This is a genomic window from Paenilisteria rustica (genome assembly GCF_013820765.1).
Taxonomy (GTDB): Bacteria; Bacillota; Bacilli; order Lactobacillales; family Listeriaceae; genus Listeria_A; species Listeria_A rustica.
On sequence record NZ_JABJVM010000005.1, the window covers coordinates 1 to 26460 of the forward strand.

Consider the following 26460-nt stretch of genomic DNA (forward strand, 5'->3'; position numbering starts at 1 on the left):
CCGAGCCAAAATACTAGCACAACACTTTATCAAAGATTTTGACATCTCTGTAGGTTAAGAAAAGGCACGAGCTATTGACTCCCTAGCTCGCACCTTGATATTTCACCCCAACAATTGACATAGAGCCGGAATTAAATCCATATAAAAAAGCCGATATTCAGAATACCGACTCTAAAATGTGTCTATGTAGTTCAACGAATGCCTAGCTTCACAATGTTCAAATTGTTTTTTTGCAGATTGCGCCAAATGTCATTTCTGGATTTGGTCTTCTCTACAAAAATACCTTTTTTCTCTAATTGTTGGATTACCTTATTCAATACATCTTTATTTTCTTGCAAATGGTATCACTCCAATCGCTTTTTACAAGTTATCCCGTTTGTATTTTCTCTATAGGTTCACTTTAACACAAAACTGCTGACAAAAATACCCCTTTTTCAAAAAATATCTCTTATTTACGAATTATTTTTTATTTTTAAGTCCTGTAAACGGTTTAAACCCGAATATTATACGTCAAAAGGGACTTTTTCAAGAAATTTTGTTACAATTAGAAAATACAAAGGAGTGATGAACATGGCGATTTCACAGGCCAAAAAAGCGCGAATGAAGCGTGTTAGAGAAGGAAATCTGGATCCATCGATTCATAGAAGTGCTTTTGCAACATTAGATTTACGGACGAAACGAACAAAAACAAAGCAAGCGAAACTGAATCAGAAAAAATACAAGCCCTCTTATTCCAATACGGAACAGGATAGCTTGTATTTTTTATTTGTCTAGCCTCTTAGGTGCCCATCTTCAATTCTAACAACCCGATCAACCAAGTCCAGTACGCGCTCATCATGAGTCACCATGATAGCTGCTTTGTTATTTCGCTTCACTTCTTCGGCAATCATTTGCACCACTTTATGCCCTCGACTCGCATCTAGACTTGCTGTTGGTTCGTCAGCCAGGATGACATCTGGATTATTCATCAAGGATCTTGCAATCGCGACACGTTGTTTTTCACCGCCTGATAAGCTTTCTGGATAGTTGTGTTGGCGCGCGGTAAGTCCTAATTCGCTGAGCAATGTGTCCGCCTTTTGTTTCGCTTCGCTACCACGATGACCCGCTAATTCAGCAATAAGTAGGAGCTGGTCACGAACATTTAAATACGGAATCAGATTCGCGCCTTGGAAGATGAAGCCGACTTTTTCAAGACGAATTTCTGTCAATGCTTTGTTGGAAAGATTGCTGAGCTCCGTGCCACCTATCGTGATTTCTCCGACTGTCGGTGATAAAAGCGCGCCTGCGATGGACAGAAAGGTACTTTTCCCAGCACCCGATGGACCGACGATTGCGACGAATTCTCCTTGTGCGACTTCCAAAGATACATTTTTCAAAACCTCAACAACTTGATCTCCGTCCTGATAACTTTTAGAAATATTTTTCATCGTTAATGTCATTAGATTGCCCTCCCAATTGCTTCTAGTGCGTCTACTTTAGCCACGCGGTAAAGCGATAGCATTGATCCAGCCACGGCCACGGCAAGGAATAAGACCGAGCAACCGATGGCGAGTAGCGGGCTGAGTGTGAATGGCATGCTTGCTGGCAAAATCGCGGCTAACCCGAATGTGAAGGCGTTACCGATGAGTAAACTGACGACTGATAGAAATACAACTTGGCTCACGATGCTTCGTCCGAGGTACGCTGTTCTCGCTCCGACAGCTTTTAAAACACCGAACTGATTGATTTTTTGAATCGTGATGACGTAGAAAAAGGCTGCTAAAACAAAGGCTGCGATGACGAATAAAAAGGCGATCATCATGAGTAGCGAACCTTGTTCTTCGGAATATCCCGGAATGCCTTGAAGCACCTCTTTGCTCGATGCCAATTCTAATTTTCCGAGCGATAAACTCTCGGCTTTGCTTTTTGAAACATTTAGCGCGACCGCTGTATATTCACCCTTGGCTGCTTGATTCGTTTGATGAATCATTTCCCAAGCGTCCCAACCGACAAAAATAACGGGGGAATGGCTAAATGTATTATTTTTCGTAAAAGCGGTAATTTGGAACACGTTTCCTGTTGCGCTGTCCTTTATTTCACTTTTCAATTTGTAACCGGATTCTTTCAATGAGATATCTGCTATCACCTCGTTTTTTGTTTGAGGCGCTTTTCCTTCTGTGATTTCCGGTTTCATGAAGCTACTCTTATCGATGCCAAAATAAGCAATGTCTGTTTTCTTGTCTTTCGCAGGTGGCGTTACCGTCCCCATTTGCACGCCAAGGTTCGTACTATCCGATTTCCCGACTTGTTTTGCAATCTCCTCTGTCTCCACCTTGGTTAAGTTCGACCTCGTTAAGCGATTATCCGAGTCTTTCTGCAACACGTAATAGGTCGCTTGATTCGATGAAATCGCGGCTCCGTTATCATTTGCGAGCCCATTTGCTAAACCCGTGACAAACAAAACGAGCCAAGCGATCAACACCATAATAAGCCCTATTAAAAAATAGCGTAGTTTTGCATGTTTCAATTCTCTTAACGCCAAAAACATTCCGTTCAACTCCTCTATAAGATCTTACACTTAGTTTAAAGGAGTTTTGTAAACGGAATGTGAATCGGATTTTACAAATTTAATTTTTAGGAAGAATGATAGTGAATTTCGTGCCTTCGCCTAGCTTACTTTCGACGAGGATGGTTCCGTGGTGTAACTCGATAATTTTTTGGCTGATGGATAGGCCTAGACCACTAGATCCTTCCTCGCGGGACCGGCTTTGATTGGCTTTGTAGAAGCGGCGGAATATATTAGGAATTTCCGCCTCGTTTATCCCAATACCGCTATCCTCGACTTCTACGCACACATCATTGGTCCTTTCATAGAGCCGAACCTTGATGGTGCCTCGTTTTGGTGTAAACTTAATCGCGTTTGTTAACAGGTTCGACCAGACTTGATAGAGCAATTCCGCGTCACCACTGTATGCCACATCTGCCAGCTCGATATCAATCGTTAACTCCTTAGCACGCCAACTCCATTCAGTCATTTGCAGTAGTTGGCGCCACTGTTCTTCCAGCTGAAACAGATCTTTTTTGCGCAACTCGGCTTCTTGATCTAGTGATGCGAGGGTCAGCAGCTGTTTCGTCAAAGAAGATAAGCGCATCGTTTCCTCTGATAAAATGGCTAAATATTCCGCTCGTTCTGCAGCCGTCAGCGTTTCCGAACCGAGCAATGTCGCGAACCCTTGCATGGATGTGAGTGGAGATTGTAATTCATGCGACACATTGGCAACGAATTCTTGGCGCGCAGCCTCCGATTTTTCCAATTCTCCAGCCATTTTTGCAAAGGAGTCCGCGAGCTGACCAATCTCATCTTTGCGCCGAACTTGTAAGCCCACATCATAGTTTCCCTTGCGAATCTGCTTCGTCGCATTCGTCAGTTTTACAATCGGGTTCACGATATAACGCCCACTAATCAGTACGAGCAAAATACTGATAACCGACGTAAAAATGAGAATCATCGCAAAAAAGATCCGTAACTCGCCAAATTGCCGTTCTGGGTCTTGTCGTAAAAACAGCGCCATTGTTTTCCCATCCGATTCCACTGGCACACCAATCGTATTTCGAACGTCATTATCGAAAAATCCTGTGATGAAAAGACCTGTCTGGAAGGTATTGATACCATGATATGTCTCACCAGCTAACACTTGTTGTACCGTTTTTGCCGGCAGATAGGTTTCTCGGAATTCACCACCGAAATAACGAGAAGTCGCGTCGCCATCCGTAAGGTATAGTTCATAACCAAGCGTACCAACGTTTTCAAGATAGCTGTCCAATGAAATCGTATCGTTAGTCTGATAGAATTGCTGAATCGATTTTGCCATATCGGTGATTTTTTCGTCGTTAAATGGTTTTAGCTTCACTTGGTAATAAATATTAGCGAAAAAGAAACCCAGTAAACTGCTGGAAAGAATGACAACAAGCATCGTAATGACAATTCGGGTGTACAGCGATTTCATATTGTCTCCTCCAATTTGTAGCCGACACCGCGCACCGTCGTAATCCGAATGCCGTCTTTTGTTTCATCAAAATGATCTCGTAACCGCTTAATATGTACATCTATCGTCCGATCACTGCCATCGTAATCACGTTGCCAAATGCGTTCGAGTAGTTCCTCTCGTGTGAAAATACGTCCTGGATAGCTCGCAAGCTGGTAAAGTAGCTCGAACTCTTTGACGGGAATCATTCTTTCTCGGTTGCCGATCATGATGCCATAACTCTTTTGGTCAATGGTGATATTGCCAATTTTTATTTTTACTTCGCTTGATTGGTTAGAGCGCCGTAACAAAGCCCGAATCCGAAAAACAAGTTCTTGGGGCTCGAATGGTTTCGTGATATAATCATCGGTTCCAACTTCAAAACCGCGTGCTTTATCGGCTAGCGCGTCTTTTGCAGTTAGCATAATAACCGGGATATCTGGATAACTCGCATGCATTTTTTCGCATAGTTCAAAACCGTCCATATTGGGCATCATGATATCGATTACCGCCAGATGGACTTGTTGCTTTTCAACGATGATCTCAGCCTCCGCACCATCGCTTGCCTCAAGTACGTGGAACCCTTCCGCCCGTAAGCAATGCCCCACCAATTGGCGAATATGCCGATCGTCATCTACCACTAAAATCTGTTTCATCTTCCCTGCTCACCTGACCCGTCCTACTTTTACTGCATCATATCAAAAAATCCGCCACAATGCCAAAATTTCGCGAAAAAAAAAGGGGGGCATAACCCCAATAAATCGGCGAAAAGCGCTCGCATTCAGAGGGTTTGGCGGACTTCCGGTTCTCACATACACCAGTATGCGCAGCTCTCCGGCTTCCGCCAAACCCTCTGAATACAAACGCTTTCGCTCGATTTGTGTAAAGCAAGATTCACGTCTTACCTGGGAAAAGGTTTCGTGATATCTTGCTTATTTTTATGTGTCAGGAAGTTTTGTCTCATCCCCTTCAAACTATAATACTTTTTCCAGAAAACTAATTGTACGTTCATGTTGTGGTGCGTCAAATACTTGCTCTGGAGTACCTTCTTCGACGATATAGCCGCCGTCCATGAAGATAACTCGGTCACCAACTTCTTTTGCGAAGCCCATCTCATGCGTGACAACCATCATCGTCATGCCTTCTTTCGCTAAATCCTTCATAACGCCCAGAACTTCGCCGACCATTTCTGGATCGAGTGCTGACGTCGGCTCATCAAAAAGCATGATATCAGGATTCATCGCGAGCGCACGAGCAATCGCGACACGTTGTTTTTGCCCACCGGAAAGTTGGCTTGGTAGCGCGTCTGCTTTGTCAGATAGGCCGACACGTTGCAGGAGCGCTAAGCCCGTCTTCCGGGCCTCTTCTTTCGATTGTTTGCGTAATTCTGTTGGTGCAAGCGTGATATTTTTCAAAACAGACATGTGCGGGAAAAGGTTGAAATGCTGGAATACCATCCCAATGTTTTCGCGTACTTTGTTGATGTCTGTTTTTTTATCGGTAATCTGGAAGTCGTCAACGATTACATCGCCAGCTGTGATTTCCTCGAGGTTATTCATGCAACGCAAAAATGTACTTTTTCCAGAACCGGACGGACCGATGACGCAAACTACTTCGCCTTCTGCCACTTCGAGATTAATTCCTTTTAAAACTTCATTTGTGCCGAAGCTTTTCTTTAAGTCGGTTACTTTTAGTTTAGTCATTATTTACCCTCCGTTCCATCACGTTCGATAGTTTCGTCAAGGCGGTGATGACAATCAAGTACATGATTGCAACAATCAGCCAAATAGTGGACGATTCGAATGTACGCGCGATGATAATTTTACCAGATTGTGTTAACTCGACAAGACCGATAACACTCATGATAGACGTATCTTTCAAGGTGATAACGAATTGGTTGATAAACGACGGAATCATGACGCGAATCGCTTGTGGCAAGATAATTTTGATCATCGTTTTGCCGTATGGTAAGCCGAGCGAACGACCCGCCTCCATCTGACCTTTATCGACAGCTTGAATTCCACCGCGGATGATTTCGGTAATGTAAGCCCCCGCGTTCAAACTCAAGGTGATGACTGCGGCAACAGTTGCGTCCATTTTAAAGCCCATTGCTTCGGGAATCCCAAAATAGATAAAGAATGCTAGGACGATTAGCGGAATACCACGGAAAATGTCGACGTAAACCGTTGCGATACCGCGCAATACTTTGCTGCGACTCACTTTTAGGAAACCGAAGACAAGTCCTAAAATTGCTGCGAAAACGAGTGAAATGAGCGTTAATTTAATCGTGTACCACAGACCGAGTAGTAAGGCTGGTGCGCTTTCGATGAGTAAATCCCAAAATGATTGTGGTTTTACATCGCTACCAATATACCGGTCAATGATTTCTTTATATTCACCGCTTGCTTTAATGTTTGTTAGCCCAACGTTAAATTTCTCAAGGAGCTCTTGATTTTTGCCTTTATTGACTGCAAAACCGTATGAATTCCCTTTTTCTTTTTCTGTGACGATATCGAGGCCATTGCCTTGTTTTACGCCGTAAGCGAGTACCGGATAATCATCGAAACACGCGACAGAATTGCCGGTTCTAACGTCTGCGTACATGCTTGCAGAGTCATCGAATGGCACGAGTGTGTAGCCATATTTTTCTTTATTGGCATCTGCAAAAGCATAGCCTTCCGTTCCTGTTTTGACAGCGACTTTCTTGCCGCGCAAATCTTCATAGGATTTAATCGAGTCGTCGCCTTTTTTGATGGCCATAACGATACCTGATTCAAAATAAGGATCCGAGAAATCGAATTTTTGCTTGCGTTCATCGGTAATACTCATTCCTGCGATAACGCCGTCCACTTGATTACTCGTCAGCGCTTGAACGGCCGCATTAAAACCGAGTGGCTTCACGTTATACTGAAAATCTTGATCTTTGGCGATGGCTTTTAGGATATCCATGTCAATCCCAACAAGCTCGCCTTTCTTATTTTGAAATTCGAACGGGGCAAACGTTTCATCTGTCCCGATTTCATACACTTTTTGTTCTGCTGCCTGCGCTGTTGGTACAAAACTACCTGCAACCATTGCGAATACTGCCATAAATGCCAAAAGTAAAAATAGTATTTTCGTCTTTTTCATTGTTTCCTCCCCATTTTGCAAGTATGTATATAAATTATTTCTGTACTTTTGATGCTGTAAAAAACATAACACATCCTCGATTTTATCATAATGTAACCTTATTGAAAATACCCTATTCGGATAAGGTTTAGTGGAAAGCATCAAAAACCTCGGAATAATCGCGCTATTCCAAGGTTTTTTCATGTCTTTTGGTTTATAAATTTTGTTAGGCTTCGTCGCCCCATACATCTTTTGCAATCGCTACAACGTGAGCTAATTTTGCCCATTGTTCGTCTTCAGTAAGGATATTTCCTTCTTCTGTCGATGCAAAACCGCATTGTGGACTTAAGCAAAGTTGGGAAAGTGGGACGAACTCGGCTGCTTCTTTAATTCTTGCTTTGATTAGTTCTGGGTCTTCTAGGACACCATTTTTTGATGTGACAAGGCCAAGAATAATTTTCAAATCTGGACGTTTGACATAGCGTAATGGAGCAAAATCGCCAGAACGGTCATTGTCATACTCTAGGAAAAAGCCATCGATATTGAGACCGCCAAATAGGGTTGCGGCAACGGGTTCATAGCCGCCAGAAGCAATCCATGTCGACCGGAAATTACCGCGGCAAATGTGCATCGTGATCACCATATCCGCTGGTTTTTCGGAGATGGCCTCGTTGATTAGATTTTTGTACGTTTCTTGTAAAGCATCTGGGTCAAAACCGCGCGAACGCACGACTTCACGTTGCTCATCCGAACATAAATAACTCCATGATGTGTCGTCAAGTTGCAAATAACGACAACCAGCATCGTAAAAAGCTTGAATCGCTTCTTTATAAGCATTCGCCAAATCTTGAACGAACAGCGCATTGTCGGCTGAATACGGCGCGTACTCCATATCCCCGCGGTAGTGCAACATCGCTGGACTCGGAATCGTCATTTTCGCAACGGCATCGTCTCCCGCAATGCTATGTAAAAACTGATAATCCGCGAGCATCGGGTGGTTGCCAAATCGAATCGGAGCTACAATTTTGACTGAGTGCGTTTTCGTTTGGACGTTGGCGAACTGAATGCCATCCTGCGCGTCATATCCTTCCACTCCATCCAAGCCTTCTAGGAAATCGAAATGCCACCAAGCGCGGCGAAACTCGCCATCGGTCACAGCTTTCAGACCCGCCTCTTTTTGCTTAGCCACGATATATTTGATTTCTTCATCCTCAATCACGCGCAATTCCGCGTCGTTTATTTTGCCTGACGCTTTGTCTAACCTCGCCTGCTTAATCGCTTCCGTTCTTAAAATACTGCCAACCTGATCTGCTTTAAATGGTGCTTTTCCCATGATATCCACTCCAATCCCCAATTTCAAAAAACCGAACCCCTTTTACAAGGCTCAGCTTTTATTCTACGCTTCTGCGATTACTTCAATTTCAATATCTGCGTCATTCGGCAATTTAGCCACTTGAAAAGCGCTGCGTGCCGGATAATCTCCTTCGAAAAACGACGCATAAATCTCATTGACCGCGATAAAATTACCAAGGTCTTTGAAAAGTACCGTTGTTTTGACGATTTTATCTAGGCTTGAACCACCAGCTTCTAGCACTGCTTGGATGTTAGCGAATGCTTGCTTTGTTTGTGCTTCCACGCCTGCCACCATTTCACCTGTTGCGGGATCAATGCCTAGTTGCCCCGATGCATAAATAAAACCGTTTACTTTTACCGCTTGAGAATAAGGTCCCAACGCTTTTGGTGCTTGATCTGTATGAATTATTTCTTTTGTCATGTATGAAATCCTCCTAAATTCTGTTTATGTTAGTATTGTATGTCAATTCAGATAGTTTTGCAATCTTTAAATAGGTAACTTATCGCGGAAATCATTCCATCGTTCGATAATAAGGTGTTGAACTTGACCTGTGACATCGTGTACATTCGACATAAATACTTGGATAAGTAAATACATGCCGAGCAACGTTATGATTGTAACGGCCACAAATACTAAAATACTAACCCAATACACATCAACGCGTGATTTTTCATAATGTCCAATAATAAAATACATGATTGCATATGGAAGAAATAGTAAGGCCATCATGCAGAGTAGCACGGAGATAAGCACCGAACCGAAACTTGTCATGATAATAGATATGATCAAAATAACAAGCGGGAACGTAATCATACCGCCAATACCCGCGGCGCTCTTCATGAACGTCACTTCTTTAATTCCCATAATATAGCGAATAGCGACCCAAGCAACGGTAATGTTCAGTAGCATTAAAATTAAGATATACAAGAAAACTTGTCCCGAAGAAACAAAAATGGCGGTAACTATTTTTTGTAATATCGGATACTCTTGCATAGCGTTTAATATGAGCCCCTTCATGTTCCAGCTATATTGCAATGATAGTCCTATGACAAATAATAATATGTGAAATAATCCAAATGCCCCCTTTTCCTTACTCGCTTGCATACTTGTTTTTACAGGACGAACAATTGTCATCCCCACGTACGAAAAATAATCTCGAATCATCTCAAAACTCACTCCTTTTTAAATATGATATAATTATAACTTGTCGCCATTCATTTGGCACTTTTAAAACATTTTTTGTTAAGGAAGCAGGAGGAAAATCATGTTTATCACATTACTTATCCTATATTATGCGGTTATCAATAGTATCGGTTTTGCGACCATGGCTATCGATAAACGAAAAGCAATCAAACATCAATGGCGCATTCCGGAAGCTACACTTTTACTCGTTGCTTTTCTCGGTGGCGGAATTGGCTCATGGATTGGTATGCACACGTGTCACCACAAAACCCATAAATGGAAATTCAAAATTGGCGTTCCGTTCTCGATTATCCTGCATATTAGCGCCATTCTCTATCTTATGACTTATTTTAAGTAGCTTTATCACAAGCGCGGAAGTTGTTTTCTCCCCCCACTATCCTTTAAAATAAAACTATTCGAGAGGGGTTTTTAATGATGAGTTTTAATCTTATTTCCGTAGAAGAATTAGAGAGTCGTTCTGCAGAGAATATTATCGATGTGCGCGATACGGCCGATTTCGACGCCGTTCACATTGAAGGTGTCCGCAATATTCCGCTGATTGGCTTGCCAAATTTTGTAGAAGAATTAAATCCAAACACTATTTACAGCGTGATTTGTTATTCAGGTAAACGTTCCACACAAGCATGCGAATACCTAAGCGCACGCGGGCTCCAATGCGAGAATGTCGTCGGTGGCATGAACGCTTGGCTCGAGAAAGAAAACTAAGAAAAGAGGTACGCCACATTCGCGGAAAAAACCGAGTCTGGCGTACCTCTTTATTTTGTGTTATTTTCCTTTTCCGATCCGACTTACTAGTTTGCCAAGTTCCATCAAAATCACTGCGGCAAGTGCAAGTCCTGCGGCGATTCCCCACTCGTTTAGACCGAATGATGCTGGAATCGAGAAGACTTCGCGCGCGCCTGGAAGTATCGTCACGCCATAAAGCACGAAACATACTAGCACAGCGTAAATCACGTATTTATTACTGAAAAATCCTGCTTCAAATGCGGTTTGTTTATTAGAACGTGCCGCAAAAGTTTGCAACGTACGAGCCAAGATCAGTGTCGTAAATGCCATCGCAACACTAATTTCAGGCGAATGTTGCAAGCCGATATATTGCGAAATAATAACCGCAACCCCAATCAAAACACCACGCGTAATGACTGCCTGCATCGTTCCACCCGCAAAAATACCTTCTTTAATATCCCGCGGTTTACGCTCCATCACATCTGGCTCCGCTTTCTCCATTCCAAGTGCTATCGCTGGCAAGGAATCATTGACTAAATTGATAAACAGCAGTTGTAGCGCCGTAAACGGATTAATCCAGTCAAATACTAAGGCAAAAAGAATCGCAATAATCGCGCCTAGGTTCCCTGCAAACAGGTACGCAATCGATTTTTTAATGTTATCAAAAACAGTACGGCCGACCTCCACCGCACTCACAATCGAAACGAAATTATCATCCGTCAAGACCATCGCCGAAGCATCTTTGGCAACATCAGTCCCACTTCCCATCGCCACACCAATATCGGCTTGCTTCAAGGCCGGCGCATCATTCACACCATCCCCCGTCATCGAAGTAACCTTCCCTTTTTTCTGCCAAGCTTTCACGATTCGAATTTTATTTTCAGGAGACACCCGGGCATAGACCGAAATATGTTCCAGTTTTTCATCCAGTTCTTGCTCCGATAACGCATCGAGTTCTTGCCCAGTAAGCGCGATGTCATCCGGTTGCATCAAGCCAATGTCGCGCCCAATCGCCTGCGCCGTCGTCTTATGATCCCCTGTAATCATCACCGTGCGAATCCCAGCCTTTTTCGACTCCTCAATCGCCGCATAAACCGCCTCACGTGGCGGATCAATCATCGCCGTCAAACCAACGAGCACCAAATCATGCTCATCAGCCAAATCAACATCCGACTGCGAACCGTCCAAACGCTTATACGCATACGCCAAAACCCGTAACGCCTGATTCGAAAAGTCCTCATTCGCCTGCATCAAAGTAGCCTTCAATTCCTCTGTCAGCGGCTGCTCCTTGCCATCCAAAAATACTTGGCTACAGCGCGCAAACACGACATCCGGTCCCCCTTTTGTCAGCATCGCTTTTTGCCCATCAAATGTATGCACCGTCGACATCAATTTCCGCTCCGAATCAAACGGAATCTCCGCCTCCCGCAAATAACGCTCCCGAATCTCGTTATAATTCTTATTGTTCTTATTACTAAACGCGATCAGCGCAACCTCCGTCGGGTCCCCAAGCTCCATACCTTCTTCGTTTATATTCGAGTCGTTACAAAGCACCGCGATATGAATCAAACGACGCTCGCCCTCCGACCACGTATCCGGCGTATCCGGGAAAACTTCCTGCGTCCCGTCCGGCAAATAATAATCCACCACCGTCATCTTATTTTGCGTCAACGTCCCCGTTTTATCCGTACAAATCACGCTCGTCGAACCAAGCGTCTCAACCGCCGGCAACTTCCGAATAATCGCGTGCCGTTTTGCCATTTTGTTCGTTCCAACCGACAACACAATTGTTACAATAGACGACAACGCCTCCGGAATCGCCGCAACAGCTACTGCCACCGCAAACATAAACGCATTCAAAATCGCTTTCGTCATGTCTCCACTTCCGCCACCAAGCCAAGCACGCCCAGCCTCAATCGCGAAAATCAAGATACACAACAGCAAAATCCCGACGCCCAGTTTCTTACTAAAGCTCTCCAATTTTTGCTGCAATGGCGTCTGTTTCGCCTCAGCACTCTCGAGCAAGCCAGCAATTTTACCGATTTCCGTACCGCCGCCCGTTCCAGTCACGACAAAAGCACCACGACCATAAACCGTCAGCGCGCCACTAAAGACCATGTTTTTCCGATCCCCAAGCGCCACGTCCTCCGGAATCACCCGAATATGTTTTTCGACCGCCTCCGATTCCCCCGTCAGCATGCCCTCGTCCACTTTAAGCGAACCACTTTCAAAAATCCGCCCATCCGCCGGAACAAAATCCCCAGCATCCAGCAAAACGATATCGCCGACAACGAGTTCCCGCGCAGCAATCGTCAACTTTTCACCGTTCCTGATCACCTTAGCCGCGGGTGCCGACATCTCTTTCAGCGCATCAAGCGACCCTTCCGCCTTCCTCGTCTGCACCACACTAATCACCGAGTTCAGAATCAGCACCGCAAAAATAATCAGCGACTCCACAACCTCACCAATCAAAATCTGCACAAGGGCTGCCGCAAGCAAAACAATGACCATCGGATCCTTAAACGTCTCCAAAAACAGTTTCCACAACGGATCCTTCAACTTATCTTTCAATTCATTATAACCATCCCGCTCCAACCGTTTCGTAACCTCAGCCGTCGTCAACCCAGTTTTCGCAGAAGTTTCTAACTCTTCTAATACCTTATCCGCTTCCTCTTGATATCTCTGCATCCCCAAACACCTCTTTTTTTACAGTATATTACCCATTATACCCGAAAAACCTCATTTTCAAATCAAAAAACCACGAAATCCCAAAAAATCAGATCTCGCGGTCTAAAATCACTATAAAAATCAGACTACCCCTTTGAATTACTCCCGTAGGTCGGACATCTTCGCTTTGCCCATCAACAGCATCGTGAAAAATGCCAAGCTCAGCGGAATCAGCGTCCACAAAAATGTTTGCGCAATCGAGCTGCACAATACTTCGGTCACCTTGTCCAAAATTTCGGTTGGAATTTTTGCGCGTAGTTCTGGTGACAAAATTGCGCGGCTATCGATGTGCTTAAACATATCCGGAACACCGTCAGCAAATAGGTTACGCTGCACCACGCCATAAATCGTGATCCCAACTGTCATACCGAACGAACGGATAAAGTTATTCGTCGCACTCGCTGTTCCGCGTTCACTCGGATTAATTTTATACAGGCTCGCCGTCCCCAGAATCGAGAACGATGGGCCAATCCCAACGCCTAGCATCACCATGTAAATCGTCAACATGTAACGTGGTGTGTCTGGCGTCAGCGTCCCAAACAAAATCGTCGTCACAAACGTCAAAATCCCAGCGCAAATCATAATCGAGCGGAAACTAAAACGGTTCGCCAAGTTCCCAGAAACAGCCGCCATCACGCTCGTACCAAGCATCATCGGCAGGAGTAACAATCCTGAATTCGTCGCCGTTCCACCATCCACACCTTGCACATAAAGCGGGATGTAAATCGTCGCAACCATAAAGACACCACCGTACAGCATCCCCGTTAGCACCGTCCCCAAGTACACGTTTCGCTTAAACAAGTAAAACGGTAAAATCGGATCCGACGCACGGCGCTCTACAAAAATAAGCACAATCATCGCGACTATAAACAACGCAAACAGACTCAAAATCTGCACAGAATCCCATGCATATGTCTGACCGCCAAGCTCTAGCCCGAACATCAAAGCAACCGTCCCGCCAACGAGGAAGAACGCGCCCAGCCAATCAATTTTAGCTTTATTATGTTTCGGTGATTCTTTATAAAAAGCACTAATTAAAAATAAGGCCACAATCCCAATCGGAATATTAATATAGAAAATCCAGTGCCAGCTAATATTATCCGTGATAAACGCGCCAAGTAGCGGTCCAACAACGCTCGATAATCCGAATACCGCGCCAAACCAACCCCCGACACTCGCTCTTTTTTCAAGTGGCAATACGTCCCAAATAATCGTGAACGCAATCGGCATCAACGCACTTCCACCGATACCTTGAATCGCTCGGTAAATCGCAAGTTGCGTCATCGATTCCGCCGTCCCACATAAAATCGAACCAATTAAAAATAAAGTAATCCCAAATATGTAGAAGCGCTTCCGTCCATACATATCCGATAATTTTCCGAAAATCGGCATTCCTGCCATTTCCGCTACTAAGTAAGCCGACGTAATCCAAACATACTTATCAAGTCCCCCTAAATCCCCTACGATTGTCCCCATACTAGCTGCAACAATCGTGTTATCAAGAGAAGAAACAAAGATTCCGAGCATGAGCGCTATCAACACCGGAAGTATTTTCGTTTCTGTTTTTGCCATTTTTCTCACCCTTCTTGACCTCAACCATGTATAATAGAAATATCACAGTTCGCCTTCTTAATTTAACACTGTTAAATTATATCTCTATTACCCTGAAAATAAAATCAGTCTAAAGGAGTATTTTTAGTGAGCAAAAAAAGGAATCTAACCAAAGAAAAGATAATTCTCGCCTCATTAGAAGTTTTACAGAAGAATGGTATACAAAAATTGTCGATGCGCAAAGTGGCCGAGGCGATGAACGTTCAAGCCCCTGCGATTTATTGGCATTTCAAAAACAAACAGGATTTGCTACAAGGCTTGGCAAGCTACATTTCGTCTCAGATTGAACTCCCTGATGCGGCGCTCCCTTGGCAGGAAAAAGCGCGTATTATTGCGATGCGAAGCCATGATGCGATGCGCGAGATTCCAGATGGCGCGGAAATCATGATGAAAACGATTCCTGTGGATATTCACCGTTTGACGCTGATTGATTACTTGTTCCGAGCCTTTTTGGACGCTGGGTTCAGTGAGGATCAGACGCTTGCTTTGTGCAATTTGATCGATAATTATGTGACGGGAATTGCACTGGATGAAACATCACAGGACCGGACGCTGAACGAGGTTGGGCCAGATAAAATACAAGGTCTTTTTGCCTCGATGTTCGAACGGGAAGATACGCAGAATCTAAAAGTGTTACCGGTCATGAAAAAGCACGCGGAATCTGGCAATCGTTTTGATTTGAATTTTCTATTTGGATTGGACGTTATTATCGCTGGTGCTGAAAGGTTGCTGGCGTCAAATGAAGGAGTGTGAAACATGCGCGAAGATAAGTTATTACAAGGAGAACGCGTTTTCCTGCGCCCATTAAATGCAGACGATCAAGATACATACTATACGTTATTTTCGGGCAGCGATGTGCGCCGTTTAACGGGGACAAAACAAGCTTTTACCTACGCCCAAATCGAGCAATATATCGCGAATAAGTGGCAGGATAGCGATGCAGTTCTACTATTGATTTGCTTGCAAGATACGGAGGAAGTGATTGGGGATATCGCGCTACAGGATATCGACACGACAAATCGCAACGCCAACATACGAATCGCTATTAGCAAAAAGGAACATCAAAGTAAAGGCTACGGATCGGAAGCAATGCGGCTCATGCTAGATTACGGATTCGGGATGTTGAATCTACACCGAGTGGAACTTAACGTATTCGACTACAACAAACAAGCCATCCGCGCCTACGAAAAAGTCGGTTTTACGGTGGAAGGCGTGCAACGCGAAGCCTTATTTTACGACCACACTTATCACGATTCGATTTTGATGAGCATACTTGCTCGTGAATACCGCGAAAAACACCTTAACTAAAGATAAAAACTAGGATCCTCAATGGATACCTAGTTTTTTTCATTATCATATTTATTGGGTCCGGGGCTCGACTTTGCACACATAAGCAACAAAATCAAGCCTTGCCCAATCGCCGGAATAAGTCCGACAAGGGCAACCCAACCAGTCACATCCATATCGTGAAGCCGCCTCACAATCAAGGCAATAAGCGGGACAATAATGGCTAGTTCATAACCCATCAACAAACCATTGGCAACCGCAACAACGATAATGCCCACATGACTATCAAATCCTAGTAAATCAAAAATACTTCCCAATTGCGTGACTCCGTGCAGTATGCTAAAAATGGCGATGTGCCACAATAAAACAAACCAAAATTCCCATCTAACTGACCGGCCTTTAAATTCTGCATAATTGAGCCAGAACAATTTATAGGCAAAAAATAAATGCATCGCTTCCTCCTGTTTTCTTCTTATTCTGAACTTCTATTATACAGGATGAAGTCACACATTGTTAGTTTTTCGGTGAACTTCTTACGCTTTTCAACACTTGAATATAGTTTTTTTTATCTTTTATACATAAAAAGGAATTTAATAATCCAATTCCTTACTTCTAATTTACTGTTATTCATTTCTAGCAAACTGAGCATCGTGCAAATTACGATACGCGCCACGCCTTGCAAGCAACTCCGCGTGTGTTCCTTGTTCTGCAATACCAGACTCATTCACGACAATAATCCGATCCGCATGTTTAATCGTTGCCAAGCGATGCGCGATAATCAATGTCGTCCGTCCCTTTGCCAACTCATCCAATGACTGCTGAATCACAAGTTCCGTCTCCGTATCCGGTGCAGAAGTCGCCTCGTCCAAAATCAAAATCGGTGGGTTCTTCAAGAACATCCGAGCAATCGCTAACCGCTGTTTCTGACCACCTGAGAGCTTCACACCACGTTCACCAATCATCGTATTCAAACCATTCGGCATCTCATCCACGACTTTCTCCAAATGCGCCAATTTCACCACATATTGAATTTCCTCATCCGTCGCATCCAGTTTCCCGTAAGCAATGTTCTCCCGAATCGATCCTGAAAACAAGAACACATCCTGCTGCACAACACCAATCTGCGCCCGTAAAGAAGCCAGCGTCATCGCCTGAATATCCATCCCATCGATCGTAATCGCACCGTCCGTCACATCATAAAACCGCGGCAACAAGTTACAAATCGTCGTTTTCCCAGCACCAGAAGGCCCCACAAACGCAATCGTCTCGCCCGCCTTCACCTGCAAATTAATCCCGTCTAGCACCATTTTTCCAGAATCATATTGAAACGACACATTGTTATACTGAATATCACCATGCAAATGCGCCACATCTACCGCATCCGCGCGGTCCACAATCCCAGGCTTCGTATCAATCACCTCGATAAACCGCTTAAATCCAGCGATGCCCTTCGGATAACTCTCAATCACCGAATTAATCTTCTCAATTGGCCGCATAAACACATTCGTCAGCAAAATAAAACTCACAAACTGGCCATACGAAATCTCATCATTAATTACAAAATACGATCCGAAAAACAGCGCAAACAACGTAATCAACCGCATCAAAAAGTAGTTAAACGAGAAACTAAATCCCATCACCTTATAAAACATCAATTTCGACTGACGATACGTCTCATTCAACACACCAAAACGCTCCCGCTCAAAACCCTCATTCGCAAACGCCTGAACAACACGCACACCACTAACCGCATTTTCCACGCCCGCATTAAAACTACCCAAATCCTTAAAAATTTGTGTATTAACACCCGTCATCTTTTTATTAAATAGAATAATTAAAACACCCAAAATCGGCACGAGCACAATCGTCATCACCGCAAGCTTCACATTTATCGTCATCATCAACAAGAATGCCCCGACAAGCGACATAATCGAAATGAAAATATCCTCCGGCCCGTGATGCGCAACCTCTCCAATCTCAAACAAATCCGTCGTCATCCGCGACATCAATTTTCCCGTTTTCTGATTGTCATAATACTCAAATGGCTGCTTCTGCAAATGCGCAAACAAATCGCGGCGCATATCCGTCTCAATATTCAATCCCAACATATGCCCCCAGTAAGTCACAATATACTGCATAAACATATTCAAAAAATAAAAGAATAACAACGCCAAAGCCGCCGTCACAATCAAACCCCAATCCTTATTCGGCAACAACTTATCAATCACCTGATTCACCGCCACCGGAAACGCCAACTCTAAAAGCGCCGCGATAACCGCGCACCCAAAATCAATTATAAATAAAAGCTTATAAGGCTTATAATAACCAAAAAATCGTTTTAACATCTTTATACCTCCCCTTTCTGTCACGGAAATTCTATTATAACAAACAAACTCGCCCCTGCCTAGTTGAGAGTCGTTCTCAATTAAAAAAGTTCCCATTTTCATAGGAACCTCATCGTTATTATTTATTAGCACCTAGTTGTCGATTCTTCCGCCGTCCAAATGGTATCATCGCAATCGCACCGAAAATTGTACAACTATAATACGTAATCAAGCGCCACAATATCAGTCCAATCACCAATTTATCAGGACTAAGCACCATTCCAAAAAACGAGGTGAAACTATATTCCGCGCCCCCACTACCACCAGGCGTCGGAATCGAGGACGACAATTTCATCACAAACGCATGATACGTCATCACAGTCATCAAACCAACATCCGTCACGCCCATACTAAGTAACACAAAATAAGGAATACTCAAATAAAATACGATCTGCAGCGTCGTGTACCCAACACATTCCCAAATCAATCGTTTATTTCCACTGAAACGCACACTTTCCTCATGAAACGAGAAAATCTTACTATCCGCACTTTCACGAATCCCCTCGCGCTTTTCCTTTTTAACGAATAAAAGCGCGGGTTTCAAAAGAAGATGTACAATCGCAGCCGCTACACGCTCACTTTTAGCCACCGTCATCAGGAATACAATGACCCCCAAATTAATCACAAATCCAATCAAAATCAAGTATTTAATTTCAAATGTCGTGTGCCCAAGCAAAGGAAAGCCAACAATCAAAAAGAAAATAAACGTGCCGACAATCACCGCTTGATAAATAATAAATTTGATAAGTAAAACCGAGCTCGCAAGACCAATATCAATCTTTCGTCGCGTCAATAAATAAAGCTGCGCCGGCTGCCCACCACTCGCAAACGGCGTCACCGAATTAAAAAACTGCCCAATCATCGTGATTCGAAACGATGTCCGAAGCTTCAATGTCGGATCTGCTTGTTTGGCAAATCGATGCAACACAACCGCTTCCAGCCACCAATACAGAAACATTGCCAAACAAGCAATCCCAATATAAACTAAATTCACATGCTTCAAAACATCGAAAACCGTACTCCATTTGACATCACGAAATTGAAAATAAATAAATCCAACACTAATCGCAACGACTAGTAGAATACTAATCAGATGCCGGCTCGTATTTTTACTCATCTGCCTCTATCCCTTCAAAAGCCCATCATAAAATTCCTGCCACAATCCTGTCAGTCTGGCTTCCGAATAATACGCCGCACCTTTTTTCGCGCCCTCTTTTGCTGTTTCTAAATAAGCTTGGTCAGTCGCCATCCGTTCTAATTGCGCTTTAAAACCAGCCACATCAGACGCTTCCATGTAATTCCCCGCGAGAATCCCTTCATATAGCTCTAAATCGCGAAGTAACACCGAAAGCCCGCTGCTCATTCCTTCTAGAATCGCCATCGGGAATAATTCATTGAACGACGGCAAAAAGAGTACATCTGCCATATTATAATAGTTATTCATATCCGCACGCTCGACAATCCCAGGAAACTGAACATTTGCAGGCGGATTATCATAAATTTCTTTCAATTCTTTATAACCCGCCGTAATTTTCCCAAATGAAAAACCACCAGCCCAAATAAACTGCATCTCCGGCAACTGTTTCGCGACCTCAATAAAATCCAGCACACCTTTACGATGCTGTACTTGCCCAACACCAATGGCTACAAACGCATCTTGCGCGATACCATGTTCTTTGCGCAGCGCCATTTTTTCAGTCGTGTCCATCGGATAAAACGTATTCGCAGACACAAAATTCGGAATGTACTTAATCTTCTCTTCGGGTATACCATACGCCACCAATTGCGGGATAAACGACGGATTCACCACAACAAGCACGTCCATCCGCTTGTAAAACATAATTACATATTTATAAAAAACTTTTTTCGCAATCCATGGAAGCTCTAAACTCTCATCCAGTGTTTCCGGCAAAAAATGCACATAACCGACCATCACACCGCGCCGCTTCCTTGCAAATGTGGATAAAAAGAACGGAAAATCGATCGTATGATAGTGGGTTATCTCAGATTTGCGATATGTATTAATAGCCACGTCGTACTTATCCGCATGGTGTGTCGTCATTAAATTAATTAGCTCTCGATAAGCAGAAGCCACCCCCTGTCCTTTTACTTTTTCCGCAGAGGATAGCATCGTAATTCTATTCATGATATTTTCTCACTTTCTTATCTCGTTTTTGGAGAACTGCTGCTGGAATGCTTAAAACATAGTTGCTCACTGTATACTGGTCAACCGGCTCATACGTCCTTTGCCCATCAACCCAACCATAATTCTCGCACACTTCCATGTACAGTTGCTCGATGTTCGCGCCGAATCGTTCCGAAGAAAAACTCCCAATATGATGTAACGCATTCGCCGCTAATTGCTGCGCCACCTCAGGTTGTTGCAACATATCGCACATTACCCCAGGCAACTCCCAGTCCGCTTTAAAACTGCGACCCGTTTTTCGATTCAAAATCAGGTTCTCATTACTGCGATCCGATTTTGCAATCACCGGGATTCCAGATGCCATCGCCTCAATATACGTCATGCCTTGCGTTTCCGATGTAGACGCGCTCACAAACACATCACCCAATTGATAAAAACGACCGATTGTTTCCCAGTCTTGTTCTCCTGCAAAGATAACCGATTTCGAAATATCTTCCGTAAAAGCAAGTTCTTCAAGCTCCGCACGCGCAGGCCCATCCCCAACAATCAGTAATTTCGCATTGGGAACCTTCGCCAAAACGCTCGGAAAAGCTCTCACAATAATATCAATACCTTTTTCTTGCGCCACGCGTCCAACCGAAACAACGACTTTATCATCTGGAGAAATGCCCAGTTCCGCCTTTGTTTGCGCTAAATTGTCTGCATGAAATCGATCTGGTTGAAACGATTTAAATTCCGTACCAGTCGGGATAATTCGAATATGATTGGCAATACCATAGCTTCTAAGCGAAGTCTGCACTTTCTCCGTCGGCACGATTACCGTATCCATCGAATCACAGAACGCGCGACTTAGCTTTTGCACCACGCCTTGACCAATCAATTTCCCTTTACCAATATAGTGTAAATAATCTTCATACATCGTGTGATACGTATGCAAAACAGGAAGATCGAATTTTTTCGCCATTTTTTTCCCGATTAGTCCCATCGAAAACTCCGTATGGGTATGAATAACATCAATTTCTAGACGTTTAATTAGACGGGCCACCTTTTGCGTTCCAGTCATTGCGATTCGTCGCTCAGGAAAAAACACAAACGGAATGCTTGAAAAACGGAATACTTTTCCTTGTTCCGCCTCCAAGTCAGCCTGTGGGTCTGAAGTTGTAAATATATACACATTGTGTCCTCGTTTGGTTAACTCTTTTTCCATCGTCTTAATTGATGTCGCTACACCGCTAATCTGCGGAAAAAAAGTATCTGTAAAAATACCTATGTTCACTGTTTTCGCCTTCCCTCCACACCATGATACAATACCATCGTGCCATTACCCAAGCTTGTATCAGCGAGCCGCTAAACGTTTAGCGACTCGCTGATTTTCTTGTCCATCCTTATTATAACAAAAATTCAGCCAAAAAATCATTTTATTTTTCTACAATATCGACATATTTGGTGCTTATAATTACATTATGCTACATTGTCGCCTAAATTGCCTAGGCCTATGGTTTGATTTTTACTCATACCTACGCCTTTATTATGAAAAGATGACTTTTTCGATAATCTCAATTTTAGGATCTAAGGACATCGCAACCGGGCATGATTTTTTCACTAGATGTAGCGCCTTTTCTGCTTTTGCTTGGTTTTCTGGTGCCACTTTTAGAGTAAAGGTCACTTCGATTTTCTTTAAAACGCGAACAACCGCTTCTTGATCCTGCTCAAAATCAGCGTGGATATTCTCAATCGTATACTCTATCCGCTTTTTTTCTAAAATCGAATCGTAAACGTAACCGCTACATGCTGCTACGGCCGCGACAGTTGCTTGCGTTGGCGAAAAGCCCGTTTCTCGATTTAACTGCCAATTCCCGTTCTCATGTATCACGTCAAAACCGTTCGTCCCTCTTACTATATCCATATCCTAATTCCTCCTAGTAAACTTCATAATTCTGACCTGTTTGGCCTCCAAGAACGCTTTTTACAAACGCTTGTGCCACTCGCTCGACAGGAACCGGGTTAAAACCAACAAAAAAGTCTGCATATTTATCCCAAGATTCTTGCAATACGTTCGGGCTTACACTATTAATCCGAATCGCGCGCGGCAACTCAATTGCAGCTGATTTAACAAAAGCACGAATTCCGCCGTTAACCATTGCAGCAGAAGCACCTTGCCGGATTGGGTCATCCATCATGATTCCCGTTACCAACGTGAAACTACCACCATCGTTCACGTGTTCCATCCCTAGCAAAACAAGATTCATTTGCCCTTTTAGTTTGCCATCAATGGACTGCTCATTATCTTCTGGTGTCATCCCTGTCAGCGGTCCAAAATAAGCAGCGCCTGCCGCAATGACTAAGGCATCGATTTTTCCAACTTGCTCATACATCGCCTGGATACTCGCGATTGACGTCATATCTACCGCAATATCTGCCCCTTTACGACTCGCCGTAATCACTGTATGCTCCTGCTCCAATTTCGCGACAATTGCTTTTCCAATCGTTCCCGTTGCTCCAACCACTACTATTTTCATCTAAAATTCCTCCTAAAACTAATCCGTGTCCCGCCGTAAAGTCTTCGTATTAGCGACAAAAAGAGATATTAAAAGTACCAGAATCGCGCCAGATAAAAGCAGCGTCGATAGCGCACTCTCATGGTCGATAATAATGTAGCGTACAATCGCTGTAATCCCGATGTAAATAAAGTAACGCAGCGGAAAATGATATTCCATCTCGAAATATTTAATAATCAAGGCTAAAAACTCAAAATAAAGAAAGAATACCAGAATTTCTTCGGTAATCTGATAAAAGCTCTCAGAAGTGTCGTAAAAAATGCTATGAAAAATCTCCCAAATCTCTTTAAACATCGCAATAACGAGTATAACTGCAACTAGGATTAGGGCCAGATTTAACGCAGCTCGCAATAACCGTGGTGTTTTATCCGACCATTTCTTAATCGATTCTAACATTTGTTTGCCAGCTCCTCTCGTGTGTTTATCTATTGTACCAGATTTTGACCTAGAATTCATTCGCTTTACTCGTTGTTCGCTTCGACTTTTTGAATGAAGGTTTCAAATAAGGCGCACATTTCATCATCCTGTTTCACCATAATTTCAGGATGCCACTGCACACCAACGACAAATAGCTCTCCTTCACGTTCCAGACCCTCTATTACCCCATCTGATGCCCAAGCCGTCGCGTGAAATTCGGCCGCCACATTTCTGATTACTTGATGATGCAACGAGTTCACCATCGTCTTCTCACCAAAAATCGCGCGTAACTCCGAATTCTCCTTTGTCGTGACAGAATGAATCGGAAAAGCGGGATCCGTATGTTGTAAATGCTGACGCTCGATGCCTGGCGCATAACTAATATCTTGATAAAGCGAGCCACCAAAAGCTACATTCATCAGTTGAACACCGCGACAAATCGCCAACACTGGTTTATTTTGAGCTAGCGTTTCTTTCAATAGTTCCATCTCATATAAATCACGATCCGGTAGCGTCCCACTGAGTCTTGCCAATGGTTCTTCCCCATATAAAAATGGCGAAATATCGTCGCCTCCTGTGAGTATCAGACCATCGATATGTGCCACAATCTCCTTCGCATAACCTGTTTCTGTTACCGGCAAAATAATCGGCGCGCCTCCCGCTTTTGCAACTGCCTTCACATACGTATCGTTCACCGTTGCGCGGTCCTCAAATATATTTTGTGGAAACTCCATACTACGGCGAGTTCCCGAAATTCCGATAATGACTGTCATTTTCAATCGCATCCTCTCAAAGCTTACTTCCTACTATAGTACATAACCGTTTTTCAAAATTCGAATCATCTGCCTTGCGAAATGAGTCTCCGTTCTCTATAATGAACTATACCAATTAATATTATCTGGCTTTTACAAAGGGAGGAATTATATTTATGCAAGCAGACCAATTCAAGTATTTACGTTTGTTGTCTCGTAACTATCCGACCATCGCAAGCACCGCCACAGAAATCATTAATTTAGAAGCCATCCTTAACTTACCAAAAGGCACAGAGCATTTTTTAAGTGATTTACACGGGGAATATGAGGCTTTTGAACAGGTAATCCGCAACGGCTCTGGTGTTGTCAAACGCAAAATTCACGATGTATTTGGCAATCGGCTAACGGACGCCGAGATTAACAGTTTGGCGACTTTAATCTATTATCCAGAACAGAAGCTAGATCTGATTTCCGAAACAACGGAAAATCTTGACTTGTGGTATCGCAGTACCCTTTTTCAATTGATTGAGCTCTGCGTCCACGTCTCTTCTAAGTATACCCGCTCCAAGGTGCGCAAAGCAATGCCTGCCGATTTTGAATATATTTTGCAAGAATTACTGCATGAAAATCATCTCGTGATGGATAAATCGCTCTATTATCAGGAAATTATCACGAGTATTATCGCGCTTGACCGTGCCGCTGAGTTCATCGGTGCGCTTGCCCGGCTGATTCAGCGCCTCGTTGTGGACCATTTACATATTGTTGGCGACGTCTATGACCGCGGTCCTTATCCTGATAAAATTATGGATTCTTTGATGAGCTACCATTCTCTCGATTTTCAGTGGGGCAATCACGATATGCTCTGGATGGGCGCTGCGAGTGGTTCGCGCGTTTGTTTGGCGAACGTGTTACGGATTTCGAGTCGGTATTTGAATCTGGATATTATCGAGGACAGCTACGGCATTTCGATTCGTCCGCTCGCCCTTTTCGCCGAGGAAAATTATGGTGAAGATCCTTGCACCGCCTTTTTACCTCAAAAAACCGCGATTACCGAGCAAAGTACGACTGAGATTAATCAGATTGCGCGGATGCATAAAGCGATTGCTGTGATTCAGTTCAAGCTTGAAGGCGAAATCATCGCGCGCCACCCAGAATTCGAGATGGAGCACCGACTGTTACTCGACATGATCGATTACGAAGCCGGGACTGTGACGATTAAAGGGAAAACCTACCCGCTCCAAGATCACCATTTTCCAACGATTGATCCAACTAATCCATACGCGCTCACGCCTGAAGAGCATGAACTAATCGACAAACTCGTCTCCTCTTTTAAAAATTGTGAAAAATTGCAGCGCCACGTCTCGTTTTTGTACGCGAAAGGAAGTATGGTTCTGACTTACAATAGCAATCTGCTGTATCACGGCTGTATTCCGCTGAACGAAGATGGTAGTTTTATGGAGCTGACGCTAAAAGGGCAGAAATACGCTGGTCGGGCATTGCTGGAACAATTTGAACAAATCGCACGAGAAGGCTATTTCCGGACAAGTGGAACCCCAGAAAAGAAATATGCACTCGACATCGTTTGGTATTTATGGACCGGCGCCGCCTCTTCCTTATTTGGAAAAAGTGAAATGACGACGTTTGAGCGTTATTTTGTGGAGGATAAAGAGACGCATGTGGAGGAGAAGAACGCCTATTATAAACTGCGAAACGAGGAGCAGATTTGCCATCAGATTCTGGCCGAATTCGACTTGGATTCAAGTGGCCATATTATTAACGGCCATACGCCAGTCAAAGAAGGTAAGGGTGAGAGCCCGATTAAGGCGGGTGGCAAGATGCTCGTCATCGATGGCGGCTTCTCCCCTGCTTACCAGAAAACAACAGGTCTGGCCGGCTATACGCTTTTGTACAACTCTTTTGGGCTGCAACTCGTTTCCCATCAGCCGTTTACTTCGACAGAGGACGCGATTCAGGAGGAAACCGATATTCTCTCGACACGTCAGGTAATTGAGACCGAAACCGAGCGGAAACTCGTTCGTGATACAGATATTGGGAAAGATTTATTGCAGCAAATTGATGAGTTAAAATGCTTGCTGGGCGCGTATCGGCAAGGTTTGATTAAAGAACGACATTAAAAAAAACTGCAACACTTCTTATTTCTAATGAAAAATGTGTTGCAGTTT

Annotated in this window: 27 protein-coding genes; 6 read left to right on the forward strand and 21 right to left on the reverse strand. The window is 43.7% G+C overall.

Annotated elements, in window-relative coordinates:
• Positions 1–191: 191 nt before the first annotated feature.
• A complete protein-coding gene (locus HPK16_RS06180) occupies positions 192–338 on the reverse strand; it encodes an Lmo0850 family protein (RefSeq protein WP_181676135.1) in 147 nt (48 codons plus the stop codon).
• 232 nt (positions 339–570) lie between these two features.
• On the opposite strand from HPK16_RS06180, the gene HPK16_RS06185 reads away from it, so the two are divergent.
• Entirely contained in the window at positions 571–774 is a 204-nt protein-coding gene (locus tag HPK16_RS06185) for a uracil phosphoribosyltransferase (protein WP_181676136.1), read from the forward strand.
• Here the strand turns inward: HPK16_RS06185 and HPK16_RS06190 are convergent.
• The 9 genes from HPK16_RS06190 to HPK16_RS06230 all read right to left on the reverse strand — a co-directional run bounded on the left by HPK16_RS06190 (position 771) and on the right by HPK16_RS06230 (position 9630).
• Positions 771–1439 (reverse strand): ABC transporter ATP-binding protein, encoded by a 669-nt coding sequence (locus HPK16_RS06190; RefSeq protein ID WP_181676137.1) that lies wholly within the window; start codon positions 1437–1439, stop codon positions 771–773. The genes HPK16_RS06185 and HPK16_RS06190 overlap by 4 nt on opposite strands.
• The gene (locus tag HPK16_RS06195; RefSeq protein WP_181676138.1) at positions 1439–2527 is read right to left on the reverse strand and encodes an ABC transporter permease; all 1089 of its coding nucleotides are present in this window, start codon (positions 2525–2527) and stop codon (positions 1439–1441) included. Before HPK16_RS06195 ends, HPK16_RS06190 begins: the two co-directional genes overlap by 1 nt.
• A gap of 79 nt (positions 2528–2606) precedes the next feature.
• Positions 2607–3986, reverse strand: coding sequence for a sensor histidine kinase (locus tag HPK16_RS06200; RefSeq protein WP_181676139.1), 1380 nt, complete (start codon positions 3984–3986; stop codon positions 2607–2609).
• Positions 3983–4660, reverse strand: a complete 678-nt coding sequence (locus HPK16_RS06205; RefSeq protein ID WP_181676140.1) for a response regulator transcription factor — start codon at positions 4658–4660, stop codon at positions 3983–3985. The genes HPK16_RS06200 and HPK16_RS06205 overlap by 4 nt, the downstream gene beginning before the upstream one ends.
• A 318-nt stretch (positions 4661–4978) precedes the next feature.
• The gene (locus HPK16_RS06210) at positions 4979–5707 is read right to left on the reverse strand and encodes an amino acid ABC transporter ATP-binding protein (RefSeq protein ID WP_181676141.1); all 729 of its coding nucleotides are present in this window, start codon (positions 5705–5707) and stop codon (positions 4979–4981) included.
• Positions 5700–7094, reverse strand: a complete 1395-nt coding sequence (locus HPK16_RS06215) for an amino acid ABC transporter substrate-binding protein/permease (protein WP_425487924.1) — start codon at positions 7092–7094, stop codon at positions 5700–5702. Before HPK16_RS06215 ends, HPK16_RS06210 begins: the two co-directional genes overlap by 8 nt.
• Positions 7095–7338: 244 nt before the next feature.
• A complete protein-coding gene (locus tag HPK16_RS06220; RefSeq protein ID WP_220132270.1) occupies positions 7339–8445 on the reverse strand; it encodes a 5-methyltetrahydropteroyltriglutamate--homocysteine S-methyltransferase in 1107 nt (368 codons plus the stop codon).
• 63 nt (positions 8446–8508) lie between these two features.
• Positions 8509–8886, reverse strand: coding sequence for a RidA family protein (locus HPK16_RS06225; protein WP_181676143.1), 378 nt, complete (start codon positions 8884–8886; stop codon positions 8509–8511).
• A gap of 66 nt (positions 8887–8952) precedes the next feature.
• The gene (locus tag HPK16_RS06230) at positions 8953–9630 is read right to left on the reverse strand and encodes a hypothetical protein (RefSeq protein WP_181676144.1); all 678 of its coding nucleotides are present in this window, start codon (positions 9628–9630) and stop codon (positions 8953–8955) included.
• Between the two features lie 100 nt (positions 9631–9730).
• Here HPK16_RS06230 and HPK16_RS06235 point away from each other — a divergent pair, with 100 nt between their 5' ends.
• A complete protein-coding gene (locus HPK16_RS06235; protein ID WP_181676145.1) occupies positions 9731–10006 on the forward strand; it encodes a DUF1294 domain-containing protein in 276 nt (91 codons plus the stop codon).
• A gap of 77 nt (positions 10007–10083) precedes the next feature.
• The gene (locus HPK16_RS06240; RefSeq protein WP_181676146.1) at positions 10084–10374 is read left to right on the forward strand and encodes a rhodanese-like domain-containing protein; all 291 of its coding nucleotides are present in this window, start codon (positions 10084–10086) and stop codon (positions 10372–10374) included.
• A 60-nt stretch (positions 10375–10434) separates the two neighbouring features.
• Here HPK16_RS06240 and HPK16_RS06245 read toward each other — a convergent pair whose 3' ends face one another.
• Together HPK16_RS06245 and HPK16_RS06250 are read right to left on the reverse strand one after the other, a co-directional pair.
• A complete protein-coding gene (locus tag HPK16_RS06245) occupies positions 10435–13083 on the reverse strand; it encodes a cation-translocating P-type ATPase (protein ID WP_181676147.1) in 2649 nt (882 codons plus the stop codon).
• Positions 13084–13221: 138 nt separating this feature from the next.
• Entirely contained in the window at positions 13222–14694 is a 1473-nt protein-coding gene (locus HPK16_RS06250) for an MDR family MFS transporter (RefSeq protein WP_181676148.1), read from the reverse strand.
• Between the two features lie 126 nt (positions 14695–14820).
• Here HPK16_RS06250 and HPK16_RS06255 point away from each other — a divergent pair, with 126 nt between their 5' ends.
• Both HPK16_RS06255 and HPK16_RS06260 read left to right on the forward strand, forming a co-directional pair.
• Positions 14821–15486 (forward strand): TetR family transcriptional regulator, encoded by a 666-nt coding sequence (locus HPK16_RS06255; RefSeq protein ID WP_181676149.1) that lies wholly within the window; start codon positions 14821–14823, stop codon positions 15484–15486.
• 3 nt (positions 15487–15489) lie between these two features.
• Positions 15490–16041 carry a GNAT family N-acetyltransferase gene (locus HPK16_RS06260; protein WP_181676150.1) on the forward strand — a complete coding sequence of 184 codons (552 nt, stop codon included), beginning with the start codon at positions 15490–15492 and terminating at the stop codon, positions 16039–16041.
• Positions 16042–16070: 29 nt separating this feature from the next.
• On the opposite strand, the gene HPK16_RS06265 is transcribed toward HPK16_RS06260, so the two are convergent.
• The 9 genes from HPK16_RS06265 to HPK16_RS06305 all read right to left on the reverse strand — a co-directional run bounded on the left by HPK16_RS06265 (position 16071) and on the right by HPK16_RS06305 (position 24298).
• On the reverse strand, positions 16071–16472 hold the full coding sequence (locus tag HPK16_RS06265; RefSeq protein WP_181676151.1) for a DUF805 domain-containing protein: 402 nt from the start codon (positions 16470–16472) through the stop codon (positions 16071–16073).
• A 171-nt stretch (positions 16473–16643) separates the two neighbouring features.
• A complete protein-coding gene (locus HPK16_RS06270) occupies positions 16644–18365 on the reverse strand; it encodes an ABC transporter ATP-binding protein (protein ID WP_181676152.1) in 1722 nt (573 codons plus the stop codon).
• 118 nt (positions 18366–18483) lie between these two features.
• Entirely contained in the window at positions 18484–19521 is a 1038-nt protein-coding gene (locus HPK16_RS06275) for a lysylphosphatidylglycerol synthase transmembrane domain-containing protein (protein WP_181676153.1), read from the reverse strand.
• Positions 19522–19527: 6 nt separating this feature from the next.
• On the reverse strand, positions 19528–20550 hold the full coding sequence (locus tag HPK16_RS06280) for a glycosyltransferase family 4 protein (protein ID WP_181676154.1): 1023 nt from the start codon (positions 20548–20550) through the stop codon (positions 19528–19530).
• Positions 20543–21826 carry a glycosyltransferase gene (locus tag HPK16_RS17085; protein ID WP_181676155.1) on the reverse strand — a complete coding sequence of 428 codons (1284 nt, stop codon included), beginning with the start codon at positions 21824–21826 and terminating at the stop codon, positions 20543–20545. The genes HPK16_RS06280 and HPK16_RS17085 overlap by 8 nt, the downstream gene beginning before the upstream one ends.
• Positions 21827–22078: 252 nt before the next feature.
• On the reverse strand, positions 22079–22456 hold the full coding sequence (locus tag HPK16_RS06290) for an OsmC family protein (RefSeq protein WP_181676156.1): 378 nt from the start codon (positions 22454–22456) through the stop codon (positions 22079–22081).
• Between the two features lie 13 nt (positions 22457–22469).
• Entirely contained in the window at positions 22470–23069 is a 600-nt protein-coding gene (locus HPK16_RS06295; RefSeq protein ID WP_181676157.1) for a short chain dehydrogenase, read from the reverse strand.
• An 18-nt stretch (positions 23070–23087) separates the two neighbouring features.
• A complete protein-coding gene (psiE, locus tag HPK16_RS06300; protein ID WP_181676158.1) occupies positions 23088–23504 on the reverse strand; it encodes a phosphate-starvation-inducible protein PsiE in 417 nt (138 codons plus the stop codon).
• 65 nt (positions 23505–23569) lie between these two features.
• Positions 23570–24298 (reverse strand): gamma-glutamyl-gamma-aminobutyrate hydrolase family protein, encoded by a 729-nt coding sequence (locus HPK16_RS06305; protein ID WP_246369310.1) that lies wholly within the window; start codon positions 24296–24298, stop codon positions 23570–23572.
• A 155-nt stretch (positions 24299–24453) separates the two neighbouring features.
• Between HPK16_RS06305 and HPK16_RS06310 the strand changes: the two genes are divergently transcribed.
• Positions 24454–26412: a fructose-1,6-bisphosphatase gene (locus HPK16_RS06310; RefSeq protein ID WP_181676160.1), complete on the forward strand. Its 1959-nt coding sequence runs from the start codon at positions 24454–24456 to the stop codon at positions 26410–26412.
• The last annotated feature ends 48 nt before the right edge of the window (positions 26413–26460 follow it).

What these genes read in the sequence shown, in the direction of transcription:
- HPK16_RS06185 (WP_181676136.1), top strand. Translation starts at nt 571, where the DNA reads ATGGCGATTTCACAGGCCAAAAAAGCGCGAATGAAGCGTGTTAGAGAA.
- HPK16_RS06190 (WP_181676137.1), bottom strand. Translation starts at nt 1,439, where the DNA reads ATGACATTAACGATGAAAAATATTTCTAAAAGTTATCAGGACGGAGAT.
- HPK16_RS06195 (WP_181676138.1), bottom strand. Translation starts at nt 2,527, where the DNA reads ATGTTTTTGGCGTTAAGAGAATTGAAACATGCAAAACTACGCTATTTT.
- HPK16_RS06200 (WP_181676139.1), bottom strand. Translation starts at nt 3,986, where the DNA reads ATGAAATCGCTGTACACCCGAATTGTCATTACGATGCTTGTTGTCATT.
- HPK16_RS06205 (WP_181676140.1), bottom strand. Translation starts at nt 4,660, where the DNA reads ATGAAACAGATTTTAGTGGTAGATGACGATCGGCATATTCGCCAATTG.
- HPK16_RS06210 (WP_181676141.1), bottom strand. Translation starts at nt 5,707, where the DNA reads ATGACTAAACTAAAAGTAACCGACTTAAAGAAAAGCTTCGGCACAAAT.
- HPK16_RS06215 (WP_425487924.1), bottom strand. Translation starts at nt 7,094, where the DNA reads ATGGCAGTATTCGCAATGGTTGCAGGTAGTTTTGTACCAACAGCGCAG.
- HPK16_RS06220 (WP_220132270.1), bottom strand. Translation starts at nt 8,445, where the DNA reads ATGGGAAAAGCACCATTTAAAGCAGATCAGGTTGGCAGTATTTTAAGA.
- HPK16_RS06225 (WP_181676143.1), bottom strand. Translation starts at nt 8,886, where the DNA reads ATGACAAAAGAAATAATTCATACAGATCAAGCACCAAAAGCGTTGGGA.
- HPK16_RS06230 (WP_181676144.1), bottom strand. Translation starts at nt 9,630, where the DNA reads ATGATTCGAGATTATTTTTCGTACGTGGGGATGACAATTGTTCGTCCT.
- HPK16_RS06235 (WP_181676145.1), top strand. Translation starts at nt 9,731, where the DNA reads ATGTTTATCACATTACTTATCCTATATTATGCGGTTATCAATAGTATC.
- HPK16_RS06240 (WP_181676146.1), top strand. Translation starts at nt 10,084, where the DNA reads ATGAGTTTTAATCTTATTTCCGTAGAAGAATTAGAGAGTCGTTCTGCA.
- HPK16_RS06245 (WP_181676147.1), bottom strand. Translation starts at nt 13,083, where the DNA reads ATGCAGAGATATCAAGAGGAAGCGGATAAGGTATTAGAAGAGTTAGAA.
- HPK16_RS06250 (WP_181676148.1), bottom strand. Translation starts at nt 14,694, where the DNA reads ATGGCAAAAACAGAAACGAAAATACTTCCGGTGTTGATAGCGCTCATG.
- HPK16_RS06260 (WP_181676150.1), top strand. Translation starts at nt 15,490, where the DNA reads ATGCGCGAAGATAAGTTATTACAAGGAGAACGCGTTTTCCTGCGCCCA.
- HPK16_RS06265 (WP_181676151.1), bottom strand. Translation starts at nt 16,472, where the DNA reads ATGCATTTATTTTTTGCCTATAAATTGTTCTGGCTCAATTATGCAGAA.
- HPK16_RS06270 (WP_181676152.1), bottom strand. Translation starts at nt 18,365, where the DNA reads ATGTTAAAACGATTTTTTGGTTATTATAAGCCTTATAAGCTTTTATTT.
- HPK16_RS06275 (WP_181676153.1), bottom strand. Translation starts at nt 19,521, where the DNA reads ATGAGTAAAAATACGAGCCGGCATCTGATTAGTATTCTACTAGTCGTT.
- HPK16_RS06280 (WP_181676154.1), bottom strand. Translation starts at nt 20,550, where the DNA reads ATGAATAGAATTACGATGCTATCCTCTGCGGAAAAAGTAAAAGGACAG.
- HPK16_RS06290 (WP_181676156.1), bottom strand. Translation starts at nt 22,456, where the DNA reads ATGGATATAGTAAGAGGGACGAACGGTTTTGACGTGATACATGAGAAC.
- HPK16_RS06295 (WP_181676157.1), bottom strand. Translation starts at nt 23,069, where the DNA reads ATGAAAATAGTAGTGGTTGGAGCAACGGGAACGATTGGAAAAGCAATT.
- psiE (WP_181676158.1), bottom strand. Translation starts at nt 23,504, where the DNA reads ATGTTAGAATCGATTAAGAAATGGTCGGATAAAACACCACGGTTATTG.
- HPK16_RS06305 (WP_246369310.1), bottom strand. Translation starts at nt 24,298, where the DNA reads ATGACAGTCATTATCGGAATTTCGGGAACTCGCCGTAGTATGGAGTTT.
- HPK16_RS06310 (WP_181676160.1), top strand. Translation starts at nt 24,454, where the DNA reads ATGCAAGCAGACCAATTCAAGTATTTACGTTTGTTGTCTCGTAACTAT.